Here is a 23,879-nt window from a genome sequence, read left to right on the forward strand (position 1 = left end):
GTCAACGTGGCTTTTATCGATAATAAAGTTATTTAAGCAAAAAGACTTAAGCCAAACTCACCACTGACTATCTCGTGCTGCTATGTATCAACCTTCTGCTTGATCGATACGGGTTAAGCGTTTTAACACCACTTGCGTCCGTTCAGCGGCCAACTGATTCTTCTTTTGTAAGTCGCTGTTTTGCTGTTTGATATCGCTGTACTGCTGCTTTAATTCATTATTATGCTGTAGCAGCTCGCTGTTTTCTTGTTGTAATTGGCTGATTTGCTTTTGCAGTTTATCTTGCTCTTCACCGATCATATGATGGGCCTCTGCCAGATTTTGATAGCGCTTATCGAGATCGTTCAGCTGTTTTTTGGCACCGTCACGTTCTGTATAACTGCTATCCAGCTTGCTCTGCAGTGCGGTAAGTTCTTTGGGATCGGTAACAGGGTGTTGTTTGAGGCTGCTAAGTTCAGCACTGACAAGCTGATACTGTTTTTTGATGTCGAGTATCATTTTTTCTAATATTCTAAGTTGATCATACATAGTCAGTTTTTATCCTTAACAAGTAAGCGTGAATGAATTTTGTTCTCTGCGTTTAATAATGCCATAGGTGACCGCATAATATCTATATCAACAAAGTAATTGTATGCCGCTTTGTTTCGTAACTTCTATCAGCCGCCGCTTTATTAATGATAGTGCGCGGCATCTGTTTCTATTTAACACTACTAATCAATTACTAGGACATCTATTATGAATGATAATATCTCTGGCTGGAATACATGGCTGGCCGCGTTTGACGATTGGACGGACGTGTCTATCAGTGAGGTACACGGCTTAATGACGGGACTGATGACCGCTTGCGATGCACCTGATGAAAAGGTATGGGCCAAGGTGTTTGAGGAGCTGAGTTTTGCGCCATTGCCTGATGAAGCACTAACCTTGTTGACTGAAGAAGCGGAGGACACCGTGTTTCAGCTGAAAGACAAAGACGATGCTTATTCTTATACGCCGTTAGTGCCAGATGATGAACATGATTTATACGAGCGCGTGATGGCGTTGAAACAGTGGGCCAATGGCTTTATGACAGGCTTTGGTATTACCGATTGTGGTCTCACTGCTGAAGAGAATGAAATGTTGTCGGATTTGGCTAAAATTGGCGCGATTCGATTAGAAGACGATGAAGACTTTGAAGGTGGGGAAGAGTCTTACCTGTATATCTATGAGTTTGCGCGTATGGTGCCAGTCAGCTTTGCGACTCGCAAGCGTAAGCCTGTCAAAGATATTGCGCTGATTTCGGGACTGGCTATCGATGCCAAAACCACCAAAGAGCTACAAGCTGAAGGTAAGGCTTCTAATACTAAGCCAAAACCAATGCCGCCAGTCGTTGATATTATGAATCAAAATCATCCATCATAAGTGATGTGATTGGCAATACAAATGATGTGTTGCGGTAAAAGAATAAAGAGGAGTCTGAGATGATAACTGACCATGATATGCAGCATTTGCGTCGCTGTGTGGCGCTTGCAGCCGAAGCGCTAGAAGCGGGTGATAAACCTTTTGGTAGCGTATTGGTCGATAGTGATGGTCAGGTATTACGCGAAGATCGTAACCGTGCTAATTCGGTCGACGCGACTTATCATCCTGAAATTGCTGTTGCACAATGGGCCGCGCAAAACATGACAGCGGATGCGCGTGCCAAAGCCGTGGTTTATACCTCAGGTGAGCATTGTGCCATGTGCTCGGCGGCTCATGCATGGGCAGGTCTTGGTCGTATCGTCTACGTTAGCTCCTCAAAGCAGTTAGGAAAATGGATGGAGGAGATGGGCGTGACCTCAACATCGCCCATCAACTCATTGAGTATTCAAGAAATTACGCCAAACGTACCAGTAGAAGGTCCGATTGCAGGCTTGGATGAAGAAGTCAAAGCGTTACAGCGTCGCTCATTGCAAAGAGGGTAGCTCTTTTATTTTATACCGTAATAAGGATGTTTTATGACTATAAAGAACAGCATCGATAATAATAGCACTGATAATAACAGACAAACCTTGGCAACTACTGCTTATCCCACCCAAAGTATTGATTGGCTAACGCGCTTAATTGGCTTTGATACCGTCAGTCGGTATTCAAACTTAGCATTAATTGAAGATGTGCAAGCTTACTGTGAGCAATTGGGCTTAACAGTAGACTTGACCTTTAATGAAGCCAAAAATAAAGCCAATTTATTCGTTACTGTGCCAGCAGGGGCAAATGCTGACGAAGTCAATCACGGTCTCGTGCTATCTGGTCATACTGATGTCGTGCCAGTCGATGGGCAAGAATGGACGTCAGAGCCGTTCACCGCGACGATACGTGGCGACAAGCTATACGGACGCGGCGCTTGTGATATGAAAGGCTTTATCGCCTGTGCATTAACTTTGTTGCCACAAGCTACCAAGCTATCTAAAAATGGTCAGCTACATCGTCCATTACATTTGGCTTTATCATTTGATGAAGAAGTAGGCTGTTTGGGTGCACCATTAATATTGGCAGATTTAAAAGCACGGGGTATCACCCCTGATTATTGTATCGTTGGCGAGCCGACCAAGATGACGATGGTGGTGGCACATAAAGGCATCGCGGTTTATCGTTGCCGTGTGCATGGCAAGTCTGCGCATTCGTCATTGACTGCACAGGGCGTCAACGCTATCAGCTATGCCAGTCGTTTGATTGGTTATGTTGATACCTTAGCGGAAGAGATCAGTCATCGTAGTGATAATGATGCACTGTTTGATGTGCCTTATTCGACACTGTCTGTAGGCACAATAAAAGGTGGCACGGCGACCAATATTGTCCCCAATCTATGTGAGTTTACCTTTGACTATCGCAATCTGCCGCATATGACTCAAGACGATATCCTTGCGCCGATTCAGGCGAAGGTTGCAGAGCTCAGCGCACAAATGAAAGCACGCGCGCCGGAGACGGGTATTGAGCTGATGCAAGAAGAAAGCGTACCAGCAATGACCGATAGCGACAGCGCCGAGTTACAAGCGTTAATAGCTGCTCTGACGGGTGATGGTAAACGTCATAAAGTCGCTTATGCGACTGAGGGTGGTCAGTTTACCAATAGCGGCATCCCCACAATTATCTGCGGTCCGGGTAGTATCGAGCAGGCTCATAAAGCCGATGAATATGTCGAGCTAAGCGAAATTGAACGTTGTGATGGTTTTTTAGGAAAGCTATTAGACAGCTGCACAGTCAACTGATGGATTAAATCAGAAACAGCTTTTTTCTATTATCAGTAAGTCGCGAGCTAGCATAAAATACACCGTCTTTATGGCGGTGTTTATTTTTTTAATTTTTTCGCGTATTCAATTTATTCTAAATAAAAGAGTAGGGGTTGGTCGATGTCTTGGCATCTGTTTACGGTATTTTTTGCAAGTACGTTTTTTATCTCGGCGACCCCTGGTCCCAACATGCTCTTAGCGTTTCAATATGGTATGAACTACGGCGTGAAGCGGACGCTATGGACGCTGGCAGGGTTAAGCCTTGGTTTGTTCATTCTGCTACTTTCTACGTTGCTCGGATTGGATGCGATCAGTCGCCAATCACCTTGGCTGCTCACTGTTATTAAAGCAGCAGGCGCAGCATATCTAATCTACTTGGGTATCAGCTCTTGGCGTGATGCAGGCGAGGGCAGCTTGATGAATGATGCTCGCGAAATGGGCGAAGAAGTGGCGGCTGACTATCCTGATACGATTGAGTCTGTTAATGATAAAAATACGCCGCAGCCACGCTCCCTTTCTAGTGCAGCAGTTAGAGTATCGCCAAGTAATACTACCTTGTTTCGAACTGGCATGTGGGTATCACTGTCTAACCCAAAAGCGATTTTATTCTTTGCCGCTTTTTTCCCCAAATTTATTAATTTTAGCGCGCCGCTGTGGCCGCAGTATATTATGCTGACTTGTGGGCTATTTTTGAGCGAGACGATTTGGCAACTTATTTATACCATTGGTGGTAAGAAGCTGGCGGGCTGGCTGGATGTTGGCGAGCGTTTGGCATGGCTAAATCGCGGCTGCGGGGTGATATTTATTTTAATTGCCGCGGCGTTATTGGCTGAAGTGTTGAATAGTTTTATGGGTTAAAAGTCTTTGGCAACTATTTAAAAAGCCTTGTACTTACTCACAAAAAAGCCGTTCGCTATAATAGCGAACGGCTTTTTCATTCATTCAATTTTTCTAAAAATTTAAGCCAATACCTCGACTAGCTCACCTTTCACCATATGCGGACTCACAAAGTCAGTAATACGTACGCTCACGATTTTACCCAACATTTCATCCATTGTATCAACGTTATAAGGGAACATGACCGTACGTGTATTATCCGCCGTACCGATTAAGCAATCAGGATGACGATTGGCGACTTGCTCAACCAATACACGAGTGGTAGTGCCAACCATTTCATGGGTTTTGGCGAGCGTTGAGTCGATGATGACTTTTTGGAATTCAGCCAAGCGCTCTTTTTTAGTCTTGAAGCTCACATCATCGGGTAATTCTGCTGCTGGCGTACCCGGACGTTTCGAATAGATAAAGCTGTAAGAGTGATCGAAATTTAACTCTTTTGCTAAGTTCAACGTATCTTGGAAGTCTTGCTCAGTCTCACCGGGGAAACCAATAATAAAGTCACTCGACAAATGGATATCAGGACGAATGGCTTTAAGCTTATTGATTTGATTGATATAAACGTCAATAGTATGGTTACGTTTCATCGCCGCCAAGATAGCGTTTGAGCCACTTTGAACCGGTAGATGCAAGTGCGATACCAGCTCTGGTAATTTGGCATAAGCATCAATGATATCGTCGGTAAATTCTAATGGATGACTGGTGGTATAGCGAATGCGCTCGACACCATCGACGTGCGAGACATAATGCAGTAGTTCTGCGAAACGGCAAATACTGCCATCATCTTTTTGGCCGCGATAGCCGTTGACGTTTTGACCCAATAGATTGATTTCACGCACGCCTTGCTCAGCTAAGCTGTCAATCTCTGCTAATACATCATCCAGTGGACGCGATAACTCTTCACCGCGCGTATAAGGAACAACGCAGAATGAACAATACTTTGAGCAGCCTTCCATAATGGATACAAAGGCCTTATAGCCTTCAACGCGCGGCTCAGGTAAAAAGTCAAACTTCTCGATACTAGGGAAGGATACATCTACCGTACCGATACGATTCTTAGGCGCAATTTCACGTTGCTCGTTTGATTGATCATAGAGTTCAGGCAAACGATGCAAGGTTTGTGGGCCAAAAACCATATCGACATAAGGTGCGCGCTTTTGAATGTTATCGCCTTCTTGCGAGGCCACACAGCCGCCGACACCGATCACGAGGTCAGGACGTTTTTCTTTTAACTTGCGCCAGCGACCTAATTCTGAAAAGACTTTTTCTTGCGCTTTTTCACGAATGGAGCAGGTGTTCATTAGCAGCACATCGGCTTCGTCGATATCGTGCGTCACTTCCATACCGTGTGAATCACCCAGCACGTCGAGCATTTTGCCAGAGTCATAGACATTCATCTGACAGCCCTGCGTGGTGACAAACACCTTTTTAGTCGGCGCTTTATTGACAGGCGTTTGGGCTGAACTTGGCTCGTTGAGTGCAGTGACAGCAGGCGCGGTGACAGTCGTCTCAGCAACGGCAGCGTCATTAATGCGGGGATTAAATACAGTAACACTCATAAGGATAAGTCCATGATTGACTAAAATGTAGCGGGGTAAGCGATTAACAGGTGGCGTATTTTATCACAACCCTGTGCCAATGTGAAAAGTAAGCGTGTGCTTTCGATTATAATCAGGATAAATTATTCATAATAGTATCAATTGCTTATCAATAATAGAGCAGAGATTGAAAATCGCTAACCTTTCATAAAGTATTTAGCTTGTACTGTTGTTGATGCTAAAGGTAGGCATGCATAAATTAGTGCTAAGGCGGATCAATATTACTACCGTAAGTAGTGGATATTGGTAAGGCGCAGCTAATTTGTCTTATTATGGAAAATTTTATTGTTTATCTCTACGAGTTAGCCATACTATTATCATTTTTATGCTTCTATCACTTTTATGTTTCGTGCTGCTGTCCTAATTATTAACAAATGGTAAGGATGCTGGTTGAAAGTTAAACAACTATAGTATGATGAGCCTATTCTAAGAGTGTCCTCGACAAAACATTATTCTTGATAAAACATTTCCTCAACAAAGATAAGCACCGACAAGCCAACGATTAAATACCACTACGATGATAAAGAGAGTAAGTATGACAAAGCGCCGCGCTGCCAAACGTAACCATAGCGACAGTTATGACGTCAATGCCATACCCACAGCCAAGACTAGCGAGCAAGCCAGTCCTATGAATACCAGATCGCTGCGCATTGGAGCGCTGAGTGTCGCCACGGCAATGGGCGCCTTAGGTTTGTCTCAGGTGGCGTGTGCTGAGCCAGTATCTTACGGCACTTATCAGCAAGACAGCAGTATTGACTCATTCACGGCAGCAGCCATCGCCGCCGATCGTGGTGATGTCAGTGCGCTCTATAATTATGAGCAAATGATGAGTGGCGGTTTGTTTGCGATGTATCCGACTTACTGGCGGATGAATTTAGATCTAAATTCCCAAAGCTCGGCAGCAGTGTCGCAGTTTGTGCGTCAATATCCAGATACGGTCATGGCCGAAAAGCTCGTGGCTGATTTTGCGGAAACCAAAGCAGGATCTAATGATTATGCCTCAGTACGCCAAGTGGCAAATTTGATCACCAATGCCGATGCCAGTGAGAAGTGCGCCGTTGCGCTTGGGTTTAATAATGGTGGCGATACCATGCGCGCCATGGCAGCCAAGCCGGATGTTTGGCTGACGACCAAAAAGCAACCCGCCTTGTGTGATCAGCTGGCGATGGAGATGAACAACAACCCTATGATTAGCAATCAAGATCGAGCGGCACGCCTGAAGCGCATGCTACGTAAGGGTAAAACGGGCGATATCATGGCATTGTCGTCACGTTTGGGCACGCCTATTCCTTATTCTGCACTCAGTGAGATTCAGCTGAGCCCGTCTTCATTTTTTACCCGTTTTACCCGTGAGCCAAACAGTCAAACCAATCAATACTTGTACTTATATGCGATGGGCCGCCTAGCAGATAAATCTTATCGTGAAGCCGCGTTGCAGTTAGATTTTGATATCAAGCAAGACAATCAGCGTTCAGCGAGATTGTTAAATGATGAGACGCGTCGCTATGCGTATCGTACCCTTGGGGTGCAACGTATGAACCATAATACCGATGATGGCTTTAATGCTGAGGCGGTTGATTGGTTCCGTAGTAGCTTAGACGATGACTTTAACTTTGAAGAAGCCGAAGACTACGCCATGGCGGCCATTCGCTTTGGGCGTTGGGATGATGTGGTCGAGGCCATCGCTCACATGGACAGTGAAACGCAAAAAGGCAATCAATGGCAATATTGGTTGGCACGTGCTTATGAGCAATCAAGCGATGCTAACAAGCGCAATACCGCTAAGAAGATGTATCAGAATTTGGCAAAAAGTAATGATTACTACGGCTTAATGGCAAAAGACAAAGCCGGTCAACGTTTTGATGCCAGTCGTTTGGGTGGTAGCAACTTGCCAAATGTCAGTACTGCCGATCGTGCACGCGTCATGCAAAACGCTAACTTCGCTCGGGCGTTTGCTTTATACAATGCTGATGCCAGTCGTGCCTATGCCAATCGTGAATGGAATTGGGCTGTCAAGCAAGCACGTGACAATCGTGATGATAATTTGATTATCGCTGCGGCGAGCTTGGCACATGACATGGGCTGGCTCGATCGAGCAATTTATGCTGTGGACAATACTGACAGAGTCGACAGCTTGGCTTTATCGCATCCGATGCCGCACCAAGATGCCGTCGTTCGCTACAGCCAATCAGCGGGGATTGATCCGGCATGGGCTTATGGCATCATGCGTCAAGAGAGTCGATTTGTAGCCTCAGCGCGCTCAGGTGTTGGTGCCAGTGGGTTGATGCAAGTCATGCCTGATACAGCAAAATATATCGCCCGTAATTTAGGTGAGACTTATAGTGCCAGTCGCGCTAACAGTGGCGATACCAATATCCGTTATGGGACTTGGTATATGGGTGATATCTTGGGCAAATTAAACTATCAGCCAGTACTGGCAACAGCCGGCTATAATGCAGGTCCTAATAATGCCAAGCGCTGGCAGCCAGTTTATGGTTCGCTCGATGCTGACCAATACGTTGAGTCAATTGCTTTTCCGGAAACGCGCAATTATGTGAAGCATGTCATGGAAAACGCCACGATTTATAGTAGCTTATTGGGTCGTAGTCAGCCTATTAGTCAACGCATGGGAACGATTCCTGCTGCATTCTAAAGTGCTCACTTAGCAAAAAAGAAACCATTAACGATAAACTGTTAATGGTTTCTTTTTTTTACCGATTTATTTTTAAATACAAATTGTATTTGCACCAATCAGTTGTTCTTCTGCAAGGCATAGTCAAAACATCCTAAAAACGCGACGCTATTGCTGATATCAATTTTTTGTCGCCTCCGTCTGCGCAGGCACAGCAAGCAAGAAAAATTGATATCAGCAGTGCGTGATGGTTCGATATTACTTTTCATTCCCCATAGTTGTTTGTCTTCTAAGCAGTTTTCATGCTAGTTCTTATGTTTAAGCGACACTTAAGTGATGTTTACGTTTCTGCTATAGATTAAAAAAAGCATTTTGCTACCATTGCTTTAGTTAGTGTCCGTATTTTTTGTTGGTTTATTTTTAGCTTGGTTTGATGAATATTGCTACTTTGATTACTTTTATCCAAGCTTACCCACTCTTTTATCATTGCTAGATGCCTTAATCCCTTATGATCAAAAAATATTTCAATCTGACTATGTCAGTGCACGCTAGATTATCGCAAACTAATCGTCAGTTACCGGATCAGACGCGGGTGGATGTGCTGTCGACATCAACGCCGATTAAGTCATCTGCATTGTTGAACGACGATGCAGTAAGCAAAAAGCCTGCGATAAGTAGAAAGTGTAAGGATAAAGGGTATACGGCGATGAGCGGTGCTGCCTTGCTAGTGCTACAAAGCGCGATGCTGATGCCAGCTCATGCGGCCAGCGCTGTTAAAAGCGGGCAGCGGGTACTGATGATTGAGATGACACCGGCACTGTGTAGCTTGCAGCCAACACGAGCGCGTATGCGTCAATGTTTAGAGGGTTATTCGTTAACCGTATCAGGTCTGGATATGGGTTATGGCGAGCGCTGCGGGCGTGGTGCCGAGCCACGTCTGACCCCATTGCAGCTAAAAGTTGTCAATCGCATCATGCCAGACACCACGGTACGTAGCCAAGTATGGCAACATTATGGTGCCTGTAGTCCATTGAGTGCCAGCAATTATTTTCGCCAAATCACCAACTATGCCAGCGCTCTAAAACTGCCTAACGAGCTGAATACGGGCAACAGTTATACTGTCTCAAAATCACGTTTTATTGGGCAGATGACCCGCCTTAATAGTGGTATGCCAGCTTCTAGCATCGACTTAATTTGCCAAGCGGGCAGTCGACGTCAGACAATATTGACCGATGTCCACGTTTGCTATGAAGGTAGCGAATTTGGTAGCTGTAATGAGGTAGTAGACAATTGCGGCAAAAAGTTCATTATTTCAGGTGGTAAGTAACGTCCTTTGCGACGGCTAATTGATTGATATGTGTTAATTTACAAACAGGATTGCTCTTAAATTATTGTTGCTAACACTGTTTTTTTTATCCCCTTCTCTTTATTCTTAAACCTTTATACCAAAGGCTTTGTTATCAGCTTTGTCTTGCTACCCGTATAAAATGTAACAATATAGTCGTGCATAGCCTTCTTGCTTTCTCTAGACGATTAATAGGCTGAGGTGCTACACTAGCTATCGGTTTATGACTGCTATATACAGTGAGCAGATCGCTATCTCAAACGATATTCATCAATCAGAACCATCCATTAGAATCATTAATCAGAACTATTCATTAGAATCGTGAATTATCTAATCTATAATTAGGGAGTATTCAATGTCAATGAAACAGCCTTTACGTGTTGCCGTCACTGGTGCCGCTGGTAATATCAGCTATGCTATGTTATTTCGTATTGCCTCTGGTGAGATGCTAGGTAAAGATCAGCCAGTTATTTTGCAATTGCTTGAAATCGCCCCAGCACTTGACGCCCTAAAGGGTGTGGTCATGGAATTAGAAGACTGTGCATTTCCATTATTGGCCGGTATCGTTCAAACTGATGATGCGACCGTTGCATTCAAAGATGTTGACTATGCTCTGCTAGTCGGTTCACGTCCGCGTGGCCCAGGTATGGAACGTAAAGATTTGCTAGAAGCCAATGCTGCGATTTTCTCAGCGCAAGGTAAAGCACTGAACGACGTTGCTAGCCGTGATGTAAAAGTATTGGTCGTCGGCAACCCTGCGAACACCAATGCGCTTATCGCTCAGCGTAATGCACCAGATTTAGATCCACGTAATTTTACGGCTATGACTCGCCTAGATCATAACCGTGCGATGGCACAGTTGGCTGGCAAAACGGACAGCACCGTTAATGACGTGAAAAAAATGATCATTTGGGGTAACCATTCATCAACTCAGTATCCAGATCTAACGGCTGCAACTGTAAACGGCAAGCCAGCACTAGATTTAGTCGATCGTGAGTGGTACGAAGGTACTTATATCCCAGAAGTACAACAACGCGGCGCTGCAATCATTAAAGCTCGCGGTGCATCATCTGCTGCTTCTGCGGCCAACGCAGCCATTGCCCATGTACGTACATGGGCGCTAGGTAGCGATGAGAATGATTGGGTCTCTATGGGCGTTTACTCAAACGGCGAATACGGTATTGCTGAAGGCTTGATCTACTCATTCCCAGTGACCTGTGCTAACGGCGACTGGTCTATCGTAGACGGCGTTGACGTGTCATCGGATTTCTCAAAAGAGAAGATGGCAGCCACTGAACAAGAGCTTAGCGAAGAGCGTGATGCAGTATCACATTTGCTACCATAAGCAGATAATCTATTGATACAGTAATATTAAAAGTAGTATAGAGAGAAGCCTTCTGTCATTAGAGGGCTTTTTTATGTCTTGAGTAACCATCAATACAATTGCTAACGTTAGCTAAACGTTGATTAACAGCTATTAGTATCAAGCTTGCTACAATGAAGTGGTGTATTCTAAATAATAAAGACAATTAAACTGGTAGTATTTAAGGAGAAAAAGTATGCTAGGTGAACCTGAATATAGTATGAATGAGTTATTCGCCCAATTAGGACTAGATAGCTCTGACGAAGCGATTAGTAGTTTTATTGAAAAGCATCAACTGACTAAAAACGAAGAGTTGATAAAATCTGATGTCTGGAATGACAGTCAACGGATGTTTTTACAAGAAGAGTGGACGCAAGATGCTGCATGGGTTGAGACTATTGATGAGCTAAATGTGCGGATGCATCCAGACGCATAAAATCAGCAATACCGTCGCGTTTTTAGGATATTTTGACTATAAGTTTAAAAACAAATAATAAGTCGATTAAAAAACCCACAATTCTATAAATTTAAAATTGTGGGTTTTTGCTGTTCTATATCTCAATTATAATAATTTTAGTTAAGATGCTAACTAGGCTGCTTGGCTCGCCATTCGAGTAACGCTTTTACATCGTTATGGATACCGACTTTTAGCGCCTCTAAGCCATCATAATGACGTTCACCATGTAGGTAATGTAAAAAGCGTACCTGTAGAGTTAGGTCATACAAATCCGCTTGCAACTCTGGAAAGTGCACTTCCAAACGCCAGTTATGCTCTTTATCAATAGAAGGTCTGATACCAATGCTGGCGGTGCCAAATAAGCTATGCGGACGCAAGCCTGCCACGCCTATTTTTCCATCAGTTGCTTGTGTAGTCAAACCATTGGTGATGACTTCGCCATCATCATCTAGACTCACCACATCGACGGCAAATATACCATGTAAGGCTGGCTTTAAGCGTTTTAAGTCAATATTCGCCGTAGGGAAGTCCATAGTGCGACCGATTTTATCACCGCCGACTACCAATCCTGTCATGGCATAATCGCGACCAAGTAGCGCATTAGCAGCGTCAAGGTCGCCAGCCAATAATAAGTCGCGAACGCGAGTGGAGCTAATACGTGCCGCTTTTTCACTACGATCAGTAACCGTATGTAGGTTGGTCACATCTAAGCCATAATCCCGCAAAAACTGACTGTCGCCAGTACGGTCATGACCAAATTTAAAGTCATCACCCAACACCAAGGATTTGACGTTTAAGCGCAGTGCCAAAATATCCGCAAAGGCCTTGGCCGATAGCGATCGAAAATCAGCATCAAAGCCTGCTACAATCAAAGTTTCAACACCATATTCGGCGAGCAATGCTTGTTTTTCTGCCAAATTGGTCAGGCGTGCAGGGGCAGTGTCAGGCGCAAAAAACTCACGAGGCTGTGGCTCAAATATCATGACGGCAGAGCCAAAGTTTTGCGCTTGGGCAATCTCCCGAACTTGGGCCAGCATCGCTTGATGACCTAGATGGACGCCATCAAAATTACCGATAGTCAATACACAAGGTGCTAGGTCTATCGGGCTAGTATTGGCAGGCAAAGCGCTCGGCGATGCAATCAGTTGCTCAAGAAAGTAGGTATTCATAAGTTTTCAGCTATGATAAGACCAGATAAAAAACGAAAAAACACACCTATACTAAAAATCGATGTGTCTAAAAGCAGCCATTATAAAGTAAAATAGCCCTACTAACATCCTATAGTCTGTCCATAATCGAAGTAAGGGTAATAAGTGTCATTATTTATCACTGCTATACCAATTAAATAGATATTTCATTTAATAATATTATTGCAGATGGACGACACTTAATGGTTATCACTTATCAGCAGCTATTACCAACCACGCCATTAACGATGGAGATATTATGACTGACGTTGCCTTGACTACTATACCGCCTATTTCATCAAAATATAAACTAAACGATCCGTTCGTTGTCGAGCGTGCAAGTCAGAACGATTTATCAGAGATTTTGGCTATTTATAATCAAAGTATCGCTGGCAAACAAGCAACGGCCAATCTGACAAACGTGACTTGTGAAGAGCGCGCGGCTTGGTTTGATGAGCATTTAAATAGTGCCACCCGACCTATTTATGTCGTGAGGGCGATGGCTACTGAAAGCGCAGAGCAAACAGCGTCAGCGCCGATAGTGGCGTGGGGCAGCTATAGTGATCTGTACGCACGTATGGCCTATCATATCAGCAGTGAGATTAGTATTTATCTGCATCAGGATTATCATGGGCAGGGCTTGGGTAGCTCACTGATGCGCTGGATGATGACACAAGCGCCAAGCCTCGGTATTAACAATATCGTCGCGCTCGTATTCGCCCATAATCAGCCAAGTTTAGGACTGTTCCGTAAGTTTGGCTTTGAGCAGTGGGGCTACATGCCAAAAGTCTGCGATATGGAAGGGTTTATCGCTGATGTCGTAATGCTGGGTAAAGCAGTGACAGCAGATGAGATGCTGTGAGATTAAGATATAGTGTTGCCAAAAAAGCCACTTTAAGAAAGTGGCTTTTTCTAAATTGCTCATGGAAGAAGACAGGGTGGCGGCTTAACCCAAGATTTTCCATTGCCCCGCTATTTTCTGCAATTCATAAGTCAAGGGTGCAGGCTCACTCTGGCCTTTTAGCATCAGCTCACCAGTGATGGTGGCACGGGTTTTGTCATCATTATATTTCGTATTAAGGATAGTAACGCCATCGACGGTTTGCTGAAAAGCAGATTGCGTCTTAGCAAGCTCTGCTTCAAAGTTTGCCATGTCTACTTTATAGTATCCGGCTGATTTTTTCACGTCACCTTGATATAAGCTATCTAATGCTTGCTTAACCGTGTCTTCTGGCGTACCAGATTGAGTCGGGTTAGTGACTAAGCTTGGCTGCTTGGCGTTTTCTTTATCTGCGCTTATCACAGGGTTAATATTGTCACTATCAATAGCTGTTTCGTCTTCAGCGCTATCAGTCATTTGCTCGCCTGCAACCGTGCTCTTCGTATCAACGCCTGCCGTTTGATTGGCTGCATCGATTTCAGGGTTGTCAGCGATGGCGGCTGTATCGCTTGCTGTGTTTGCGCCATCTGTTTCTACATTATCGTTGTTGCTACAACCACTGATGAGCAATCCAGTGCTCAATACACCAGCGGTTATTAGCATTGGTAAGCGTTGCAGCATCGAATGCTTGATTGTCATAGTAACCCTCAGATTTTATTTATTTATCAATAAACAATTATGGCAACTATCAGCGGCATTCACTGTCAATTCTCATATTAAGCTTGTTTTGGTTTAGTAAGTCATTTATTCAACATTCACAGATAAATTAGCCATGCTTTAGCTGACGTGGACGGAAGCCTGTTGCTAGTAATACCACCCCATAAACCAAAGCACCTACTGCACACATAATGAGCAGAGCCGCGATACGTCGCCACTGAGCCTCGTCGGCTGGGAAGTAGGGCAACATGATATAAAGGATGGCAACCATAGAGGCGGTAGAGATTGCAAACTGGGCAAACAGCTTTTTCCAATGGTTGCCAAAACGGAAAATATCGCGCTTATGTAAGAAATAATATAATAAGCCCGCGTTTACGAAGGCCGCTCCTGTGGTCGCAAGGGCAAGACCACCATGCAGAGGTATCTCTAAAAAGTAGAATATCCCGATAAAAATCACACTAAAAACCATATTGGCAAAGACCGATATGATACCGATTTTTACTGGCGTTCTAGTGTCTTGACGGGCAAAAAATGCGGGCGCAAATATTTTAATGAGCATAAAGCCTAAAATCCCACCGGCCATACTGCGTAACGCCAGCGAACTCATTTGCGCATCACGCAAGGTAAATTCACCACGCAAAAACAGCGCTTGCATCAGCACATCAGCCAGTATAAATAGGGCGGCTGAGGCTGGCACACCGACTAAAATAATCAGTCGTGCTGCCCAATCGATGGTCTTTTTAAAGCTAACGTCGTCTTTTTGCGCCTCACTCTTTGATAAGCTTGGCAAAATGACTGTACCAATCGCTACGCCAATCAGTCCTAACGGCAACTCGCTCATACGTTCTGCCGCGTAGAGCCAAGAAACCGATCCGCCAATCATTAATGAGGCAAAAATGGTATTGAGGAGCAGATTAATCTGAGTGACAGAGACGCCAAAAATGGCAGGTAGCATAAGCTTCAAAATACGTCTTACGCCTTCGTGCTGAAAGTCGACCTTGGGTGCGACCAGCAGCTTTTGTTGCCAAAGCTGCGGTAGTTGTAATAAGAGCTGTAGTAAACCAGCGATTGCAACGGCATAACCAAGCGCCATAATCGGTGTATCGAACATAGGGGCAAAAATTAATGCGCCGCCAATCATACACAAGTTTAGTAACACCGGTGCAAAAGCGGGCGCAGCAAAACGCCCGTAGCTTTGCAGAATACCGCTAGCAAAAGCGGTCATAGAAATAAATAATAAATAGGGAAAGGTAAGACGCAGCAGCTCGGCGGTGATGGCAAATTTACCAGGTTGATCAGCAAATCCAGGAGCAAATAAAGTCACTACCCACGGCGCCATCAAAATGACGACCACGGTGAGCATGGATAGAATCAACAACAGCGCCCCTGAGGTACGACTGACTAATATCTGTACCTGTTGTAAGCTATATTTTTCTTTGTATTCGGACAGTACTGGCACGAAAGCTTGGCTAAACGCGCCTTCAGCAAACAGACGCCGCAAAAAGTTTGGTATCTTAAAGGCGACTAAAAAAGCATCCATCAGGCCACCTGCGCCAAAGACACCTAATAACACAATATCGCGTACCAAACCCAAAATACGCGACAGCATGGTCATGCTACTGACCACCATGGTTGAGCGAAATAACCGACTTTTTGCCATGAGAACCTATTCTGCTAGTTTGTTTAGGGATGGTTGTTTGCTGATTTACTGTTGTCAAAAAACTGACGGATTATAGCATTTTCATGGCATATCTATAGCATAGATAAATGAATTGAATGTGGAATTGAATGCTGCTGTTATTATGAGTAATCGCTATCTTGCTAATTGTCATAGGTTAGTCGTTCAGCTTTCGCGCTACCAGCCCGCGCAACTTCGCCCAGTCAAAATAATCGCCAGGATCTGTCTTTCGACCCGGTGCGATATCGCTATGACCAGTTAAGTGTCGGCGGGTTTTGGGGTAGGCGTCATATAGTGCAGCGATAACGGCTGCAAGTGTGTCATATTGCACAGAGGTAAAGGACACAAAATCTGACCCTTCCAGTTCGATGCCAATGCTATAATCATTACATTCAGGACGGCCAAGATAGCTGGATCTGCCTGCATGCCATGCGCGCTCGGCAAAGTTTACAAACTGTGTGATAGCACCATCACGTTCTATAAATAGATGTGCTGAGACCTCTGCGCCCTGAATGGTTTGAAAATAAGGATGCGCATCCCAGTCTAATTGATTGGTAAATAATGCTTTTACATAATGAACACCATCACTGCCGCAGACGCCAAACTCATTCGGTGGTAGGCTAATATTGTGAATGATAATGGTGTCAATAGTCAGGTTGTCGGGTCGTTTATTATAGTTCGGCGACATAAGCCAAGTGGCTGAGGATAAGCGCCCGTCTTTGATAGTCATTGGCGGTGTCATGGACATAAGTGCTCTCTTTTATTATGGGGTTAATAAGTGCGTAGCAAATACTCGTGATTACCAATTTTTTATTAATTAATAGCGAAATTTTTTAAAAAACAGCTAATCATAACCTTCTTTTGACGATTAGATAGACCCAATAACGCGATAAGCGTATGGCTCTTACAGTGCGAGATATTACTCATGTCTATATATTCAAACCTTGTGGTGCACTCTAACCTGTTGACGACAGATTATACGCCAACGAAGATGAGCAGGCGCGCGCGTTTACCACTAATGGTTGCAGGTCTGTTGCTGACGGCACAAGCGCAGGCATTTTTGCCAACGCCAGCAGAGCTTGTGACCACAGGCGCGTTAGCGTTGGATAACAAAGCTGATGCTGAGCTAGATAATAACATCAAGCCAAATAGCACCTCAAATAAAGATGTCACTGATCAGCCACGCACCAATAAAACTACTAGCGGTGTCGATAATAACGTCAGTAGTATTACCAACATTACTGCCGAGCAGCTGCTAGCATCGTGGCGCGAGAAGGCAAAAACAGAAAACCTAGCCCAGCATACGACATGGCGACGTTTATTGTACTTCTTTGATGATCAAAAAAACTTAATTGGTAAGAAAAAAGACACAAGTCTCGTTGAGGATGCTAGCTTCTTTTTGAGTGAAAAAGGTCAACAAGACTCAGGTGCAGAGCTTGATGCGTTGCTGGTCGCCCTTGCTGAAGAATTAGCACCGACGCCTAACACGACCGTTAAAAAAAACACAGCGATTAAAAATAATACCGCTAATAACTCGGTGCTCTGTCGTTTCCCAGCGCGCGTTCAATGGCTGACTGATACGCTAAATATTGATAAGACAAACTGGCAAGCTGAGTGTCCAGAGCTGAATGAGTGGATGCAAACACTAGCGCCCGAGCAGCTGTCTATTATGTTTGCCGAAGAGTATTTGGACAATCCTATATCAGCCTTTGCCCATACTTTATTGCGTATTGACTCAAAGGCCAGTGTGGCTGATCCCAGTCAGATTCATCATGCCTACGCGTTGAATTATACGGTCGATGGTGATCCAGACGACAGCTTTTTGATTTATGCTTTCAAATCTATGACAGGTGGCTATGATAACGCCATCGAAATCGATCCTTATCCAGAAAAGCTGGCGAAGTATCTCAAAGACGATGAGCGTGATGCGTGGACGTATCAGTTGAATTTGACCCCAAGCGAGGTGCAGCAAATCATGTTGCATGTTTGGGAGACCAAAGGGTTAGAGTTACCGTATTACTTCACCACCGATAATTGCGCCTCTGAGGTTTTACGTCTTATCGACGTCGTGCGCCCACAGCAGCATTTATTAAGCCGACTGCCTTATGCCGTCGTACCTTCTGACGTCATTCAGCTGCTTAATGAAGAAGACTTACTGGCAAACCCTAGTTATACGCCAGCTGATGATACTGTGCGTCAAGCCGCGCTCAATCAAGCCAAGGTCGCCGCTAAGCTAGGTTATCAGCCATTGCCTAAAGAGGCAGCCCAAGAGATCAAATCTGCAGAGCGCAATCCAGCATCCAGTATGTCAGCAGATGGTCAAACCATACGCAACCTGCCTATCGTCGCTTCGAACAATAACCCAATAGATAGACATCCATTGCAAATGGTACAGATTGGTGTCGGACAACGCGGTGACAATAACTATATCGATGTGGGTGTGCGTGCAGGTTTTCATGACACCCTTGATCGTACCACTGGGTTTTCACAGTTTTTTAATTTAGAAGGGCTGGCAGCGACGCTACGCTTTTATGATAATGATGACAACAGTAACAATAAACAGCCGGACAGCGTAGTCTTGCAGAACATTACACTGCTGCGTGGCCGCTCATTTAACCCAGTAAATAGCGCTAAGCAAGGCAAAACTTGGGGTGTCAGTGTCGAGGCAACCCGAGTAAACGATGGCTCACAGCAAGCTGGCAGCGATCATTTGGTCGGGAGCGTGGGCTATGAGACGGGCTGGTCGTGGGCGTTTGGTACGCCAAGCGCTGGTACTGGCGAGATGCCGCCGCAGCTATGTTACGCATTGCTATCAGGCACGGGGCAAGCAGGGCGCGGTATCAATAAAGGCTTTCGAGTAGGTGCAGGCGTGAATGCTGGTTGCCGTTATCAGATTAACAATCAGTTACGCGCGCAGGCTGAATTGCAATTGCCATATTGGTATCATGGCAGCAGTGATGACTCTAACGCTCGCGGTCACTACTGGCAGCCGGTCTCAACGTTAGGTCTGCAATACGATATCGATAAAAAACAAGCATTACGTATTAATGCTAATTATGAATGGCAAGATCGCATCGATGCTAATGACGACGTGCAGCTGTCATACAGACGCTATTTCTAACCACTATTTCTAGCCGCTGTCTTCATAAGTAGTATTTTTAGATGGTGCGTGAAAGACTGGTAATGAAAAACTTGTGCCAAAAGGCTTTTGTTAAAGAAAGGACGCATTATGAGTACGCAAAATTTACTGATTATTGGACAAGGTGATATCGGTTTGCCCGTTACCAATAAACTTGCTGAGGAAGGCTCATCGGTCACAGGCCTTGCCCGCAATGAACGCGAGCATTATGATTTGAATAGTAATGCAAAGTTTATGCAAGCTGATGCGTTGACGCTTAGCGCTGCCCAACTGCAAGAATTTACTCATATTGCAATTATCGTCACTCCTGATGAGTATTCAACCAGCGGTTATCACGACAGTTATTTGGCGATTAATCAACACTTAGCAGAGTTTGCGGATAAGCTAACCAACCTTGCGCGCGTTGTTTTTATTTCCTCAACGGGTGTTTATGGTCAGGATAGTGGCGAATGGATTGATGCAGATACTGTGCCTGTCAGCCCTGAGCGCGAAGCATCAAAGGTCATCTTGCAAGCAGAACAAGTGCTGCAACAAGGCTTTGGCGATAAAGCCGTTATCATTCGTCCGAGCGGTATTTATGGTCGCGCGCGTCTCATGCGCCTACGCAAGGCCAAAGAGAAACAAAAAGAGCCAGTAGCCGCACAGCACTGGAGTAATCGTATTATGGATCGTGATTTGGTCAATATTATCATCAACATCCTGACCATTGAGGCACCAAAGCCACTTTATATCGCCACTGACTATGCGCCCGTCACCACTCATGAGCTAGGCGTTTGGTTAAGCGAGCAGATAGGTGAGACACCGCCTACTATTGATCATTCAAAAACAGCAGTTACGGGGAAGCGCTTGCATAGCAACATTCCGTTAGCTTGGCTGGATTATCCTGACTGGCAAGCAGGTTATCGTGATATTTTGAGTTATCAAGAGTAAGATGATAGTTTGATTTAATTAGAATTGTTTTTATGTTTTATAGTTTATGGAGACTTCATGACCCAGCCTTCTACTTCTGATGACCGTTTGTCTCATGCTAATCTGGCAGCAGAAGGCGGTAAGCTGGCAGAAAACCATGTGCAAAAAAAGGCTGAGCAATCATCCATGCTAGCTGATTCACAGCAGCCTGCAATCGTCCATCCCAATTTTGATCCCAGTCAATCGCCCCTTGATCCTGCACGTCCGTTAAGTGATATTCCAGAACCTGCTCGATGCTTAAATGGTCAATTACGACGGCTTTATGGGAATTCTGCGCGCTTTTATCAGCCTAATGAGGCGACACTATCAAAGTGGGCGCTTATTGCCTCAGAGGCGCTGACTGAGCATTTGTCCTTACTCAATGCCGCCCAACTTGTTGAGTTTCCCGACAGCTTTTATCACAATCATAGCGAGCAGCCATTATTATCGCCATTAACCGATATGACTTTGTTGGACATGTCAGATATTCAGCAAGCACTTCGTGCTTATCCAAAACTGCATCGTTACGGTTTTACGCTTGCGGATAGTCCGCTACAGAGCGATCCGAACAAGATTAATAAGAGCACCAAAAGTACTTCAGCGTCGCTGCGTGCATTGACCAAACACTATAATCCTGATGAATTACTCAGCAGCCTCTATGCCGATGATTGGCAAGTGGTTTTGCAGCCGCAGCAGTTTGAGACAGGCGAGGGCAGTTTGGCGACGGATATTATGGCGTGTAGTGTCGCCGTTCATGCCCTAAAGCAATGTAGTACGCGCAAAAGCATCAATCATAGCTATAGCGCTGCGCAAATCTGTCAGCATGTACGCAGCTATCTGCTTAGCCAAATTGTTTGTGAGCCCGCCCAGCGCCATGCTTATCGTCAGATGCGCATATTTGCTGGGCATATCATTGTTGCCGCTTATCATTTAGGCTGGGATATACAAGTGAGCCATGATGGCCAGTGTTATTTTAATTGTTCATCGCGCAGTGGCCTATTGACTCGTTATCCTAACATGCAGGATTACGACATCAATGGTTGGTCAAGCTGACCAATAATGCGTACAATAACGCCAATTTTTTGCTCTTCTTTTTGTCAATAGGAACGCTTCCATGCTTAATGCCTCAATGCCTAATGCGCAACACCCTTCTTTCTCCTCACATCAATTTATCCAACTGGCTTTAGACAATCAAGTTCTCAAATTTGGCGAGTTCGTGCTCAAGTCTGGTCGCATCAGTCCGTATTTTTTTAATGCAGGCTTGCTGGCGTCAGGTGAGATGTTGTCGTTGCTCGCGTGTGGTTATGCTGATGCCTTGGCTGAGCAAATGGCCGAACAGATGGCAGCTAACAATAACGGTGCAGAGCAGCAAGAGCTGGTCATTTTTGGTGCGGCCTATAAAGGCATTCCATTTGTGGCTGCAACCGCGCAAGCGTTATGGCTGCATCATGGCATTAATGCCGAATGGGGTTATAACCGTAAAGAAGCCAAAACCCACGGTGAAGGGGGTAATTTGGTAGGTGCTGATGTCAGTGGCAAAGCCGTTTGGGTACTTGACGATGTGATTACGGCGGGCACAGCGATGCGCGAAGTGGTCGATATTTTAGAGCAAGCAGGTGCTAGTGTGGCCGGTATTATAGTGGCCCTTGATCGTAAAGAAAAAGGCCAAAGCGATCATTCTGCTATTCAAGAGCTTGCTGCGACCCTAAAAGTACCAGTACGTGCACTCGTCGATATCGACGATTTAATCAGCTATTTAGCGGATGACCATGACGTACAAAGCGGTCAGTATAAAGATGCGACGCAACTGGCAAAAATGCAGCATTACCGCGCGCAGTACGGTGTATAGTTGGGTACTGAAGTTTGAATCTATTCTAATAATAATATAACGTAAGTGAGCCTTATCATGAGCCAAGAAAAGCAAAAAAAATCTCTAAAAATACTCGTCATTATGGATCCTATCGAGCGGGTTAATTATAAAAAAGACACCAGCCTTGCGATGATGTGGGCAGCACAAGATCGAGGACACACACTGGGCTATTGCCAAATACATGATCTATGGTTGGATCGTGGGCAGCTGATGATAGATGCGCAGCCAGTAACCGTTGCACGCAATCCTGAAGATTTTTATACGCTAGGCGACAAGGCGACAGTGTCAGTCAGCGACTATGACGTGATTTTGATGCGTAAAGATCCCCCGTTTGACATGCGCTTTATCTATGCGACTTATATGCTCGATCATGCCAAATCGGCAGGTGTGTTGGTGGTCAATGACCCACAAGCAATTCGCGACTGTAATGAGAAATTGTTTGCAACTTGGTTTAGCGACTATATGAGCCCAACGATTGTGACCAGTAAACAAGCGCATATTCGCAAGTTTATCGCTGAACAGCAAGACGTTATCGTCAAGCCGTTAGATGGTATGGGCGGTACTGGTATTTTTCGTTTGACTGCTGATAGCCCAAACATTGGAGTGACGCTGGAGATATTAACTGAGCTTGAGACCTTGCCAATTATGGCACAGCGTTATTTACCAGAGATCAAACAAGGCGATAAGCGCGTGCTAATCGTCGATGGCGTGGTAATCGATTATAGCTTGGCGCGTATTCCTACCAAAGGCGAGACCCGTGGTAATCTGGCTGCCGGCGGTAGCGGTGTGGCTATGCCGCTGACTGACGTTGAGCGTCAAGTCGCAGAAGTGGTCGCGCCAATCGTCAAAGAAAAAGGACTAATGTTCGTCGGCTTAGACTTAATCGGTGGCCGTATTACGGAGATTAACGTCACTAGTCCAACTTGCGTACGTGAGATTGATGACCAATGTGGCACCGATATTGGTACAGACTTTATCGTAGCGATTGAAAATAAATTGGCTGTCTAAGTTCAATAGCTATTTCAAATAAACAGTTATTTGAGCTAAATAGTCATTAACCTTTATAATTATTAAACTGTAAAGTTATCAAGCTTTAGTAGTAAGAAAAGAGTGATTGAAAAGAAACTTATGTTCATAAAAAACCTAATAATTATGCTAAGATATCTTGATTATTTATCATAATTTTATATGATAGGACAGTATTATCGAGCTATAAGATGATACCAAGCACTGTATCAACTCTTTCATAACACAAGGACGTACTATGAATACATTTGCAAAATCACTCTTACTTACCGCAGGCCTAGCATTGGGTTTTAGTGCCAGTGCAGCAGACCAACTCAACAATACCAAGTGGACCACTTACAACGATAGTGGCAAGCCTGATGCGGTGTTAAGGTTTTCTGAAAGCAACGGTAAGCTTTCGGCCAAAATTGTTGAGATTTTGGACCCTCGTGCCAAAAATAAAAAAGTCTGTGATGAATGTAAAGGTAAATTCAAAAACAAGCCTTTGACGGGAGCGACGGTGCTGTGGGATTTAGAGCCAGATGCTAACGATCCTAATAAATATGTCAATGGTAGCGGTATTGAGCCAGAGACTGGCAGAACCTTTTCTGGAAAAGCAGAATTACAAGGCGATACGCTGAAGCTACGTGGCTATAAAGGCATCTCATTACTGGGTAAAACTCGTATTTTAAAACGCCGTTAAGCATTGACGTTTTACCCTTCAATCTAAGTCATCAACAAAGCCAAGTCGCGATTGCTCACGGCTTGGATTTTTGTTATTGGTAAACCAGAAATTACTGTATATAAGACATTGATTTCCTCTATACTATGCGGGCTTTTACAGTGTCAGTATTCTCTAACGATCGATATGACTGCAGGCTGACAAACCCTTCATATAAATAAAGAAAAGATAGGCAG

General features: G+C 44.7%; 21 protein-coding genes. 15 read left to right on the forward strand and 6 right to left on the reverse strand.

Going from position 1 to position 23,879, the window contains the following annotated elements:
• Positions 1–87: 87 nt before the first annotated feature.
• Complete coding sequence (locus tag HQR03_RS00790; RefSeq protein WP_025652387.1) at positions 88–528, reverse strand: hypothetical protein; 441 nt, start codon at positions 526–528, stop codon at positions 88–90.
• Between the two features lie 207 nt (positions 529–735).
• Here HQR03_RS00790 and HQR03_RS00795 point away from each other — a divergent pair, with 207 nt between their 5' ends.
• The 4 genes from HQR03_RS00795 to HQR03_RS00810 all read left to right on the forward strand — a co-directional run bounded on the left by HQR03_RS00795 (position 736) and on the right by HQR03_RS00810 (position 4,106).
• A complete protein-coding gene (locus tag HQR03_RS00795; protein ID WP_173238812.1) occupies positions 736–1,401 on the forward strand; it encodes a UPF0149 family protein in 666 nt (221 codons plus the stop codon).
• A 59-nt stretch (positions 1,402–1,460) separates the two neighbouring features.
• The gene (locus HQR03_RS00800; protein WP_025652389.1) at positions 1,461–1,943 is read left to right on the forward strand and encodes a nucleoside deaminase; all 483 of its coding nucleotides are present in this window, start codon (positions 1,461–1,463) and stop codon (positions 1,941–1,943) included.
• Between the two features lie 33 nt (positions 1,944–1,976).
• Positions 1,977–3,227: an acetylornithine deacetylase gene (gene argE, locus HQR03_RS00805; protein ID WP_244951945.1), complete on the forward strand. Its 1,251-nt coding sequence runs from the start codon at positions 1,977–1,979 to the stop codon at positions 3,225–3,227.
• A 141-nt stretch (positions 3,228–3,368) separates the two neighbouring features.
• The gene (locus HQR03_RS00810; protein ID WP_173238813.1) at positions 3,369–4,106 is read left to right on the forward strand and encodes a LysE family translocator; all 738 of its coding nucleotides are present in this window, start codon (positions 3,369–3,371) and stop codon (positions 4,104–4,106) included.
• Positions 4,107–4,207: 101 nt separating this feature from the next.
• On the opposite strand, the gene miaB is transcribed toward HQR03_RS00810, so the two are convergent.
• Positions 4,208–5,701: a tRNA (N6-isopentenyl adenosine(37)-C2)-methylthiotransferase MiaB gene (miaB, locus tag HQR03_RS00815; protein WP_173238814.1), complete on the reverse strand. Its 1,494-nt coding sequence runs from the start codon at positions 5,699–5,701 to the stop codon at positions 4,208–4,210.
• 667 nt (positions 5,702–6,368) lie between these two features.
• Here miaB and HQR03_RS00820 point away from each other — a divergent pair.
• The 4 genes from HQR03_RS00820 to HQR03_RS00835 all read left to right on the forward strand — a co-directional run bounded on the left by HQR03_RS00820 (position 6,369) and on the right by HQR03_RS00835 (position 11,516).
• Positions 6,369–8,393, forward strand: coding sequence for a lytic transglycosylase domain-containing protein (locus tag HQR03_RS00820; protein WP_244951953.1), 2,025 nt, complete (start codon positions 6,369–6,371; stop codon positions 8,391–8,393).
• A 514-nt stretch (positions 8,394–8,907) separates the two neighbouring features.
• Entirely contained in the window at positions 8,908–9,699 is a 792-nt protein-coding gene (locus HQR03_RS00825; RefSeq protein WP_244951946.1) for a T2 family ribonuclease, read from the forward strand.
• Positions 9,700–10,072: 373 nt separating this feature from the next.
• Positions 10,073–11,062 carry a malate dehydrogenase gene (locus HQR03_RS00830; protein ID WP_173238815.1) on the forward strand — a complete coding sequence of 330 codons (990 nt, stop codon included), beginning with the start codon at positions 10,073–10,075 and terminating at the stop codon, positions 11,060–11,062.
• 214 nt (positions 11,063–11,276) lie between these two features.
• Positions 11,277–11,516: a DUF2789 family protein gene (locus HQR03_RS00835; protein ID WP_101212337.1), complete on the forward strand. Its 240-nt coding sequence runs from the start codon at positions 11,277–11,279 to the stop codon at positions 11,514–11,516.
• A gap of 149 nt (positions 11,517–11,665) precedes the next feature.
• Here the strand turns inward: HQR03_RS00835 and ribF are convergent, their stop codons facing one another.
• Positions 11,666–12,706, reverse strand: coding sequence for a riboflavin biosynthesis protein RibF (gene ribF / locus HQR03_RS00840; RefSeq protein ID WP_173238816.1), 1,041 nt, complete (start codon positions 12,704–12,706; stop codon positions 11,666–11,668).
• A gap of 277 nt (positions 12,707–12,983) precedes the next feature.
• Here ribF and HQR03_RS00845 point away from each other — a divergent pair, with 277 nt between their 5' ends.
• Positions 12,984–13,586 carry a GNAT family N-acetyltransferase gene (locus tag HQR03_RS00845; RefSeq protein WP_173238817.1) on the forward strand — a complete coding sequence of 201 codons (603 nt, stop codon included), beginning with the start codon at positions 12,984–12,986 and terminating at the stop codon, positions 13,584–13,586.
• Positions 13,587–13,670: 84 nt separating this feature from the next.
• Here HQR03_RS00845 and HQR03_RS00850 read toward each other — a convergent pair whose 3' ends face one another.
• From HQR03_RS00850 to ampD, 3 genes are all read right to left on the reverse strand, one after another.
• Entirely contained in the window at positions 13,671–14,303 is a 633-nt protein-coding gene (locus HQR03_RS00850) for a hypothetical protein (protein WP_173238818.1), read from the reverse strand.
• A gap of 127 nt (positions 14,304–14,430) precedes the next feature.
• Positions 14,431–15,981: a murein biosynthesis integral membrane protein MurJ gene (murJ, locus tag HQR03_RS00855; protein ID WP_025652401.1), complete on the reverse strand. Its 1,551-nt coding sequence runs from the start codon at positions 15,979–15,981 to the stop codon at positions 14,431–14,433.
• A 175-nt stretch (positions 15,982–16,156) separates the two neighbouring features.
• Entirely contained in the window at positions 16,157–16,747 is a 591-nt protein-coding gene (ampD, locus tag HQR03_RS00860; RefSeq protein WP_173238819.1) for a 1,6-anhydro-N-acetylmuramyl-L-alanine amidase AmpD, read from the reverse strand.
• 177 nt (positions 16,748–16,924) lie between these two features.
• Between ampD and HQR03_RS00865 the strand changes: the two genes are divergently transcribed.
• From HQR03_RS00865 to HQR03_RS00890, 6 genes are all read left to right on the forward strand, one after another.
• Positions 16,925–19,120 (forward strand): Lnb N-terminal periplasmic domain-containing protein, encoded by a 2,196-nt coding sequence (locus tag HQR03_RS00865; RefSeq protein ID WP_173238820.1) that lies wholly within the window; start codon positions 16,925–16,927, stop codon positions 19,118–19,120.
• Between the two features lie 108 nt (positions 19,121–19,228).
• Complete coding sequence (locus HQR03_RS00870) at positions 19,229–20,068, forward strand: SDR family oxidoreductase (RefSeq protein WP_173238821.1); 840 nt, start codon at positions 19,229–19,231, stop codon at positions 20,066–20,068.
• A 57-nt stretch (positions 20,069–20,125) separates the two neighbouring features.
• Positions 20,126–21,139 (forward strand): hypothetical protein, encoded by a 1,014-nt coding sequence (locus HQR03_RS00875; RefSeq protein WP_173238822.1) that lies wholly within the window; start codon positions 20,126–20,128, stop codon positions 21,137–21,139.
• Positions 21,140–21,200: 61 nt separating this feature from the next.
• Entirely contained in the window at positions 21,201–21,935 is a 735-nt protein-coding gene (gene pyrE / locus HQR03_RS00880; RefSeq protein WP_472853193.1) for an orotate phosphoribosyltransferase, read from the forward strand.
• A 57-nt stretch (positions 21,936–21,992) separates the two neighbouring features.
• Complete coding sequence (gene gshB / locus HQR03_RS00885; RefSeq protein WP_173238823.1) at positions 21,993–22,964, forward strand: glutathione synthase; 972 nt, start codon at positions 21,993–21,995, stop codon at positions 22,962–22,964.
• A gap of 256 nt (positions 22,965–23,220) precedes the next feature.
• Positions 23,221–23,664, forward strand: coding sequence for a DUF2147 domain-containing protein (locus HQR03_RS00890; protein ID WP_025652408.1), 444 nt, complete (start codon positions 23,221–23,223; stop codon positions 23,662–23,664).
• Positions 23,665–23,879 lie beyond the last annotated feature (215 nt).

Source organism: Psychrobacter okhotskensis, assembly GCF_013248965.1.
In the GTDB taxonomy this organism is placed as follows: Bacteria; Pseudomonadota; Gammaproteobacteria; order Pseudomonadales; family Moraxellaceae; genus Psychrobacter; species Psychrobacter okhotskensis.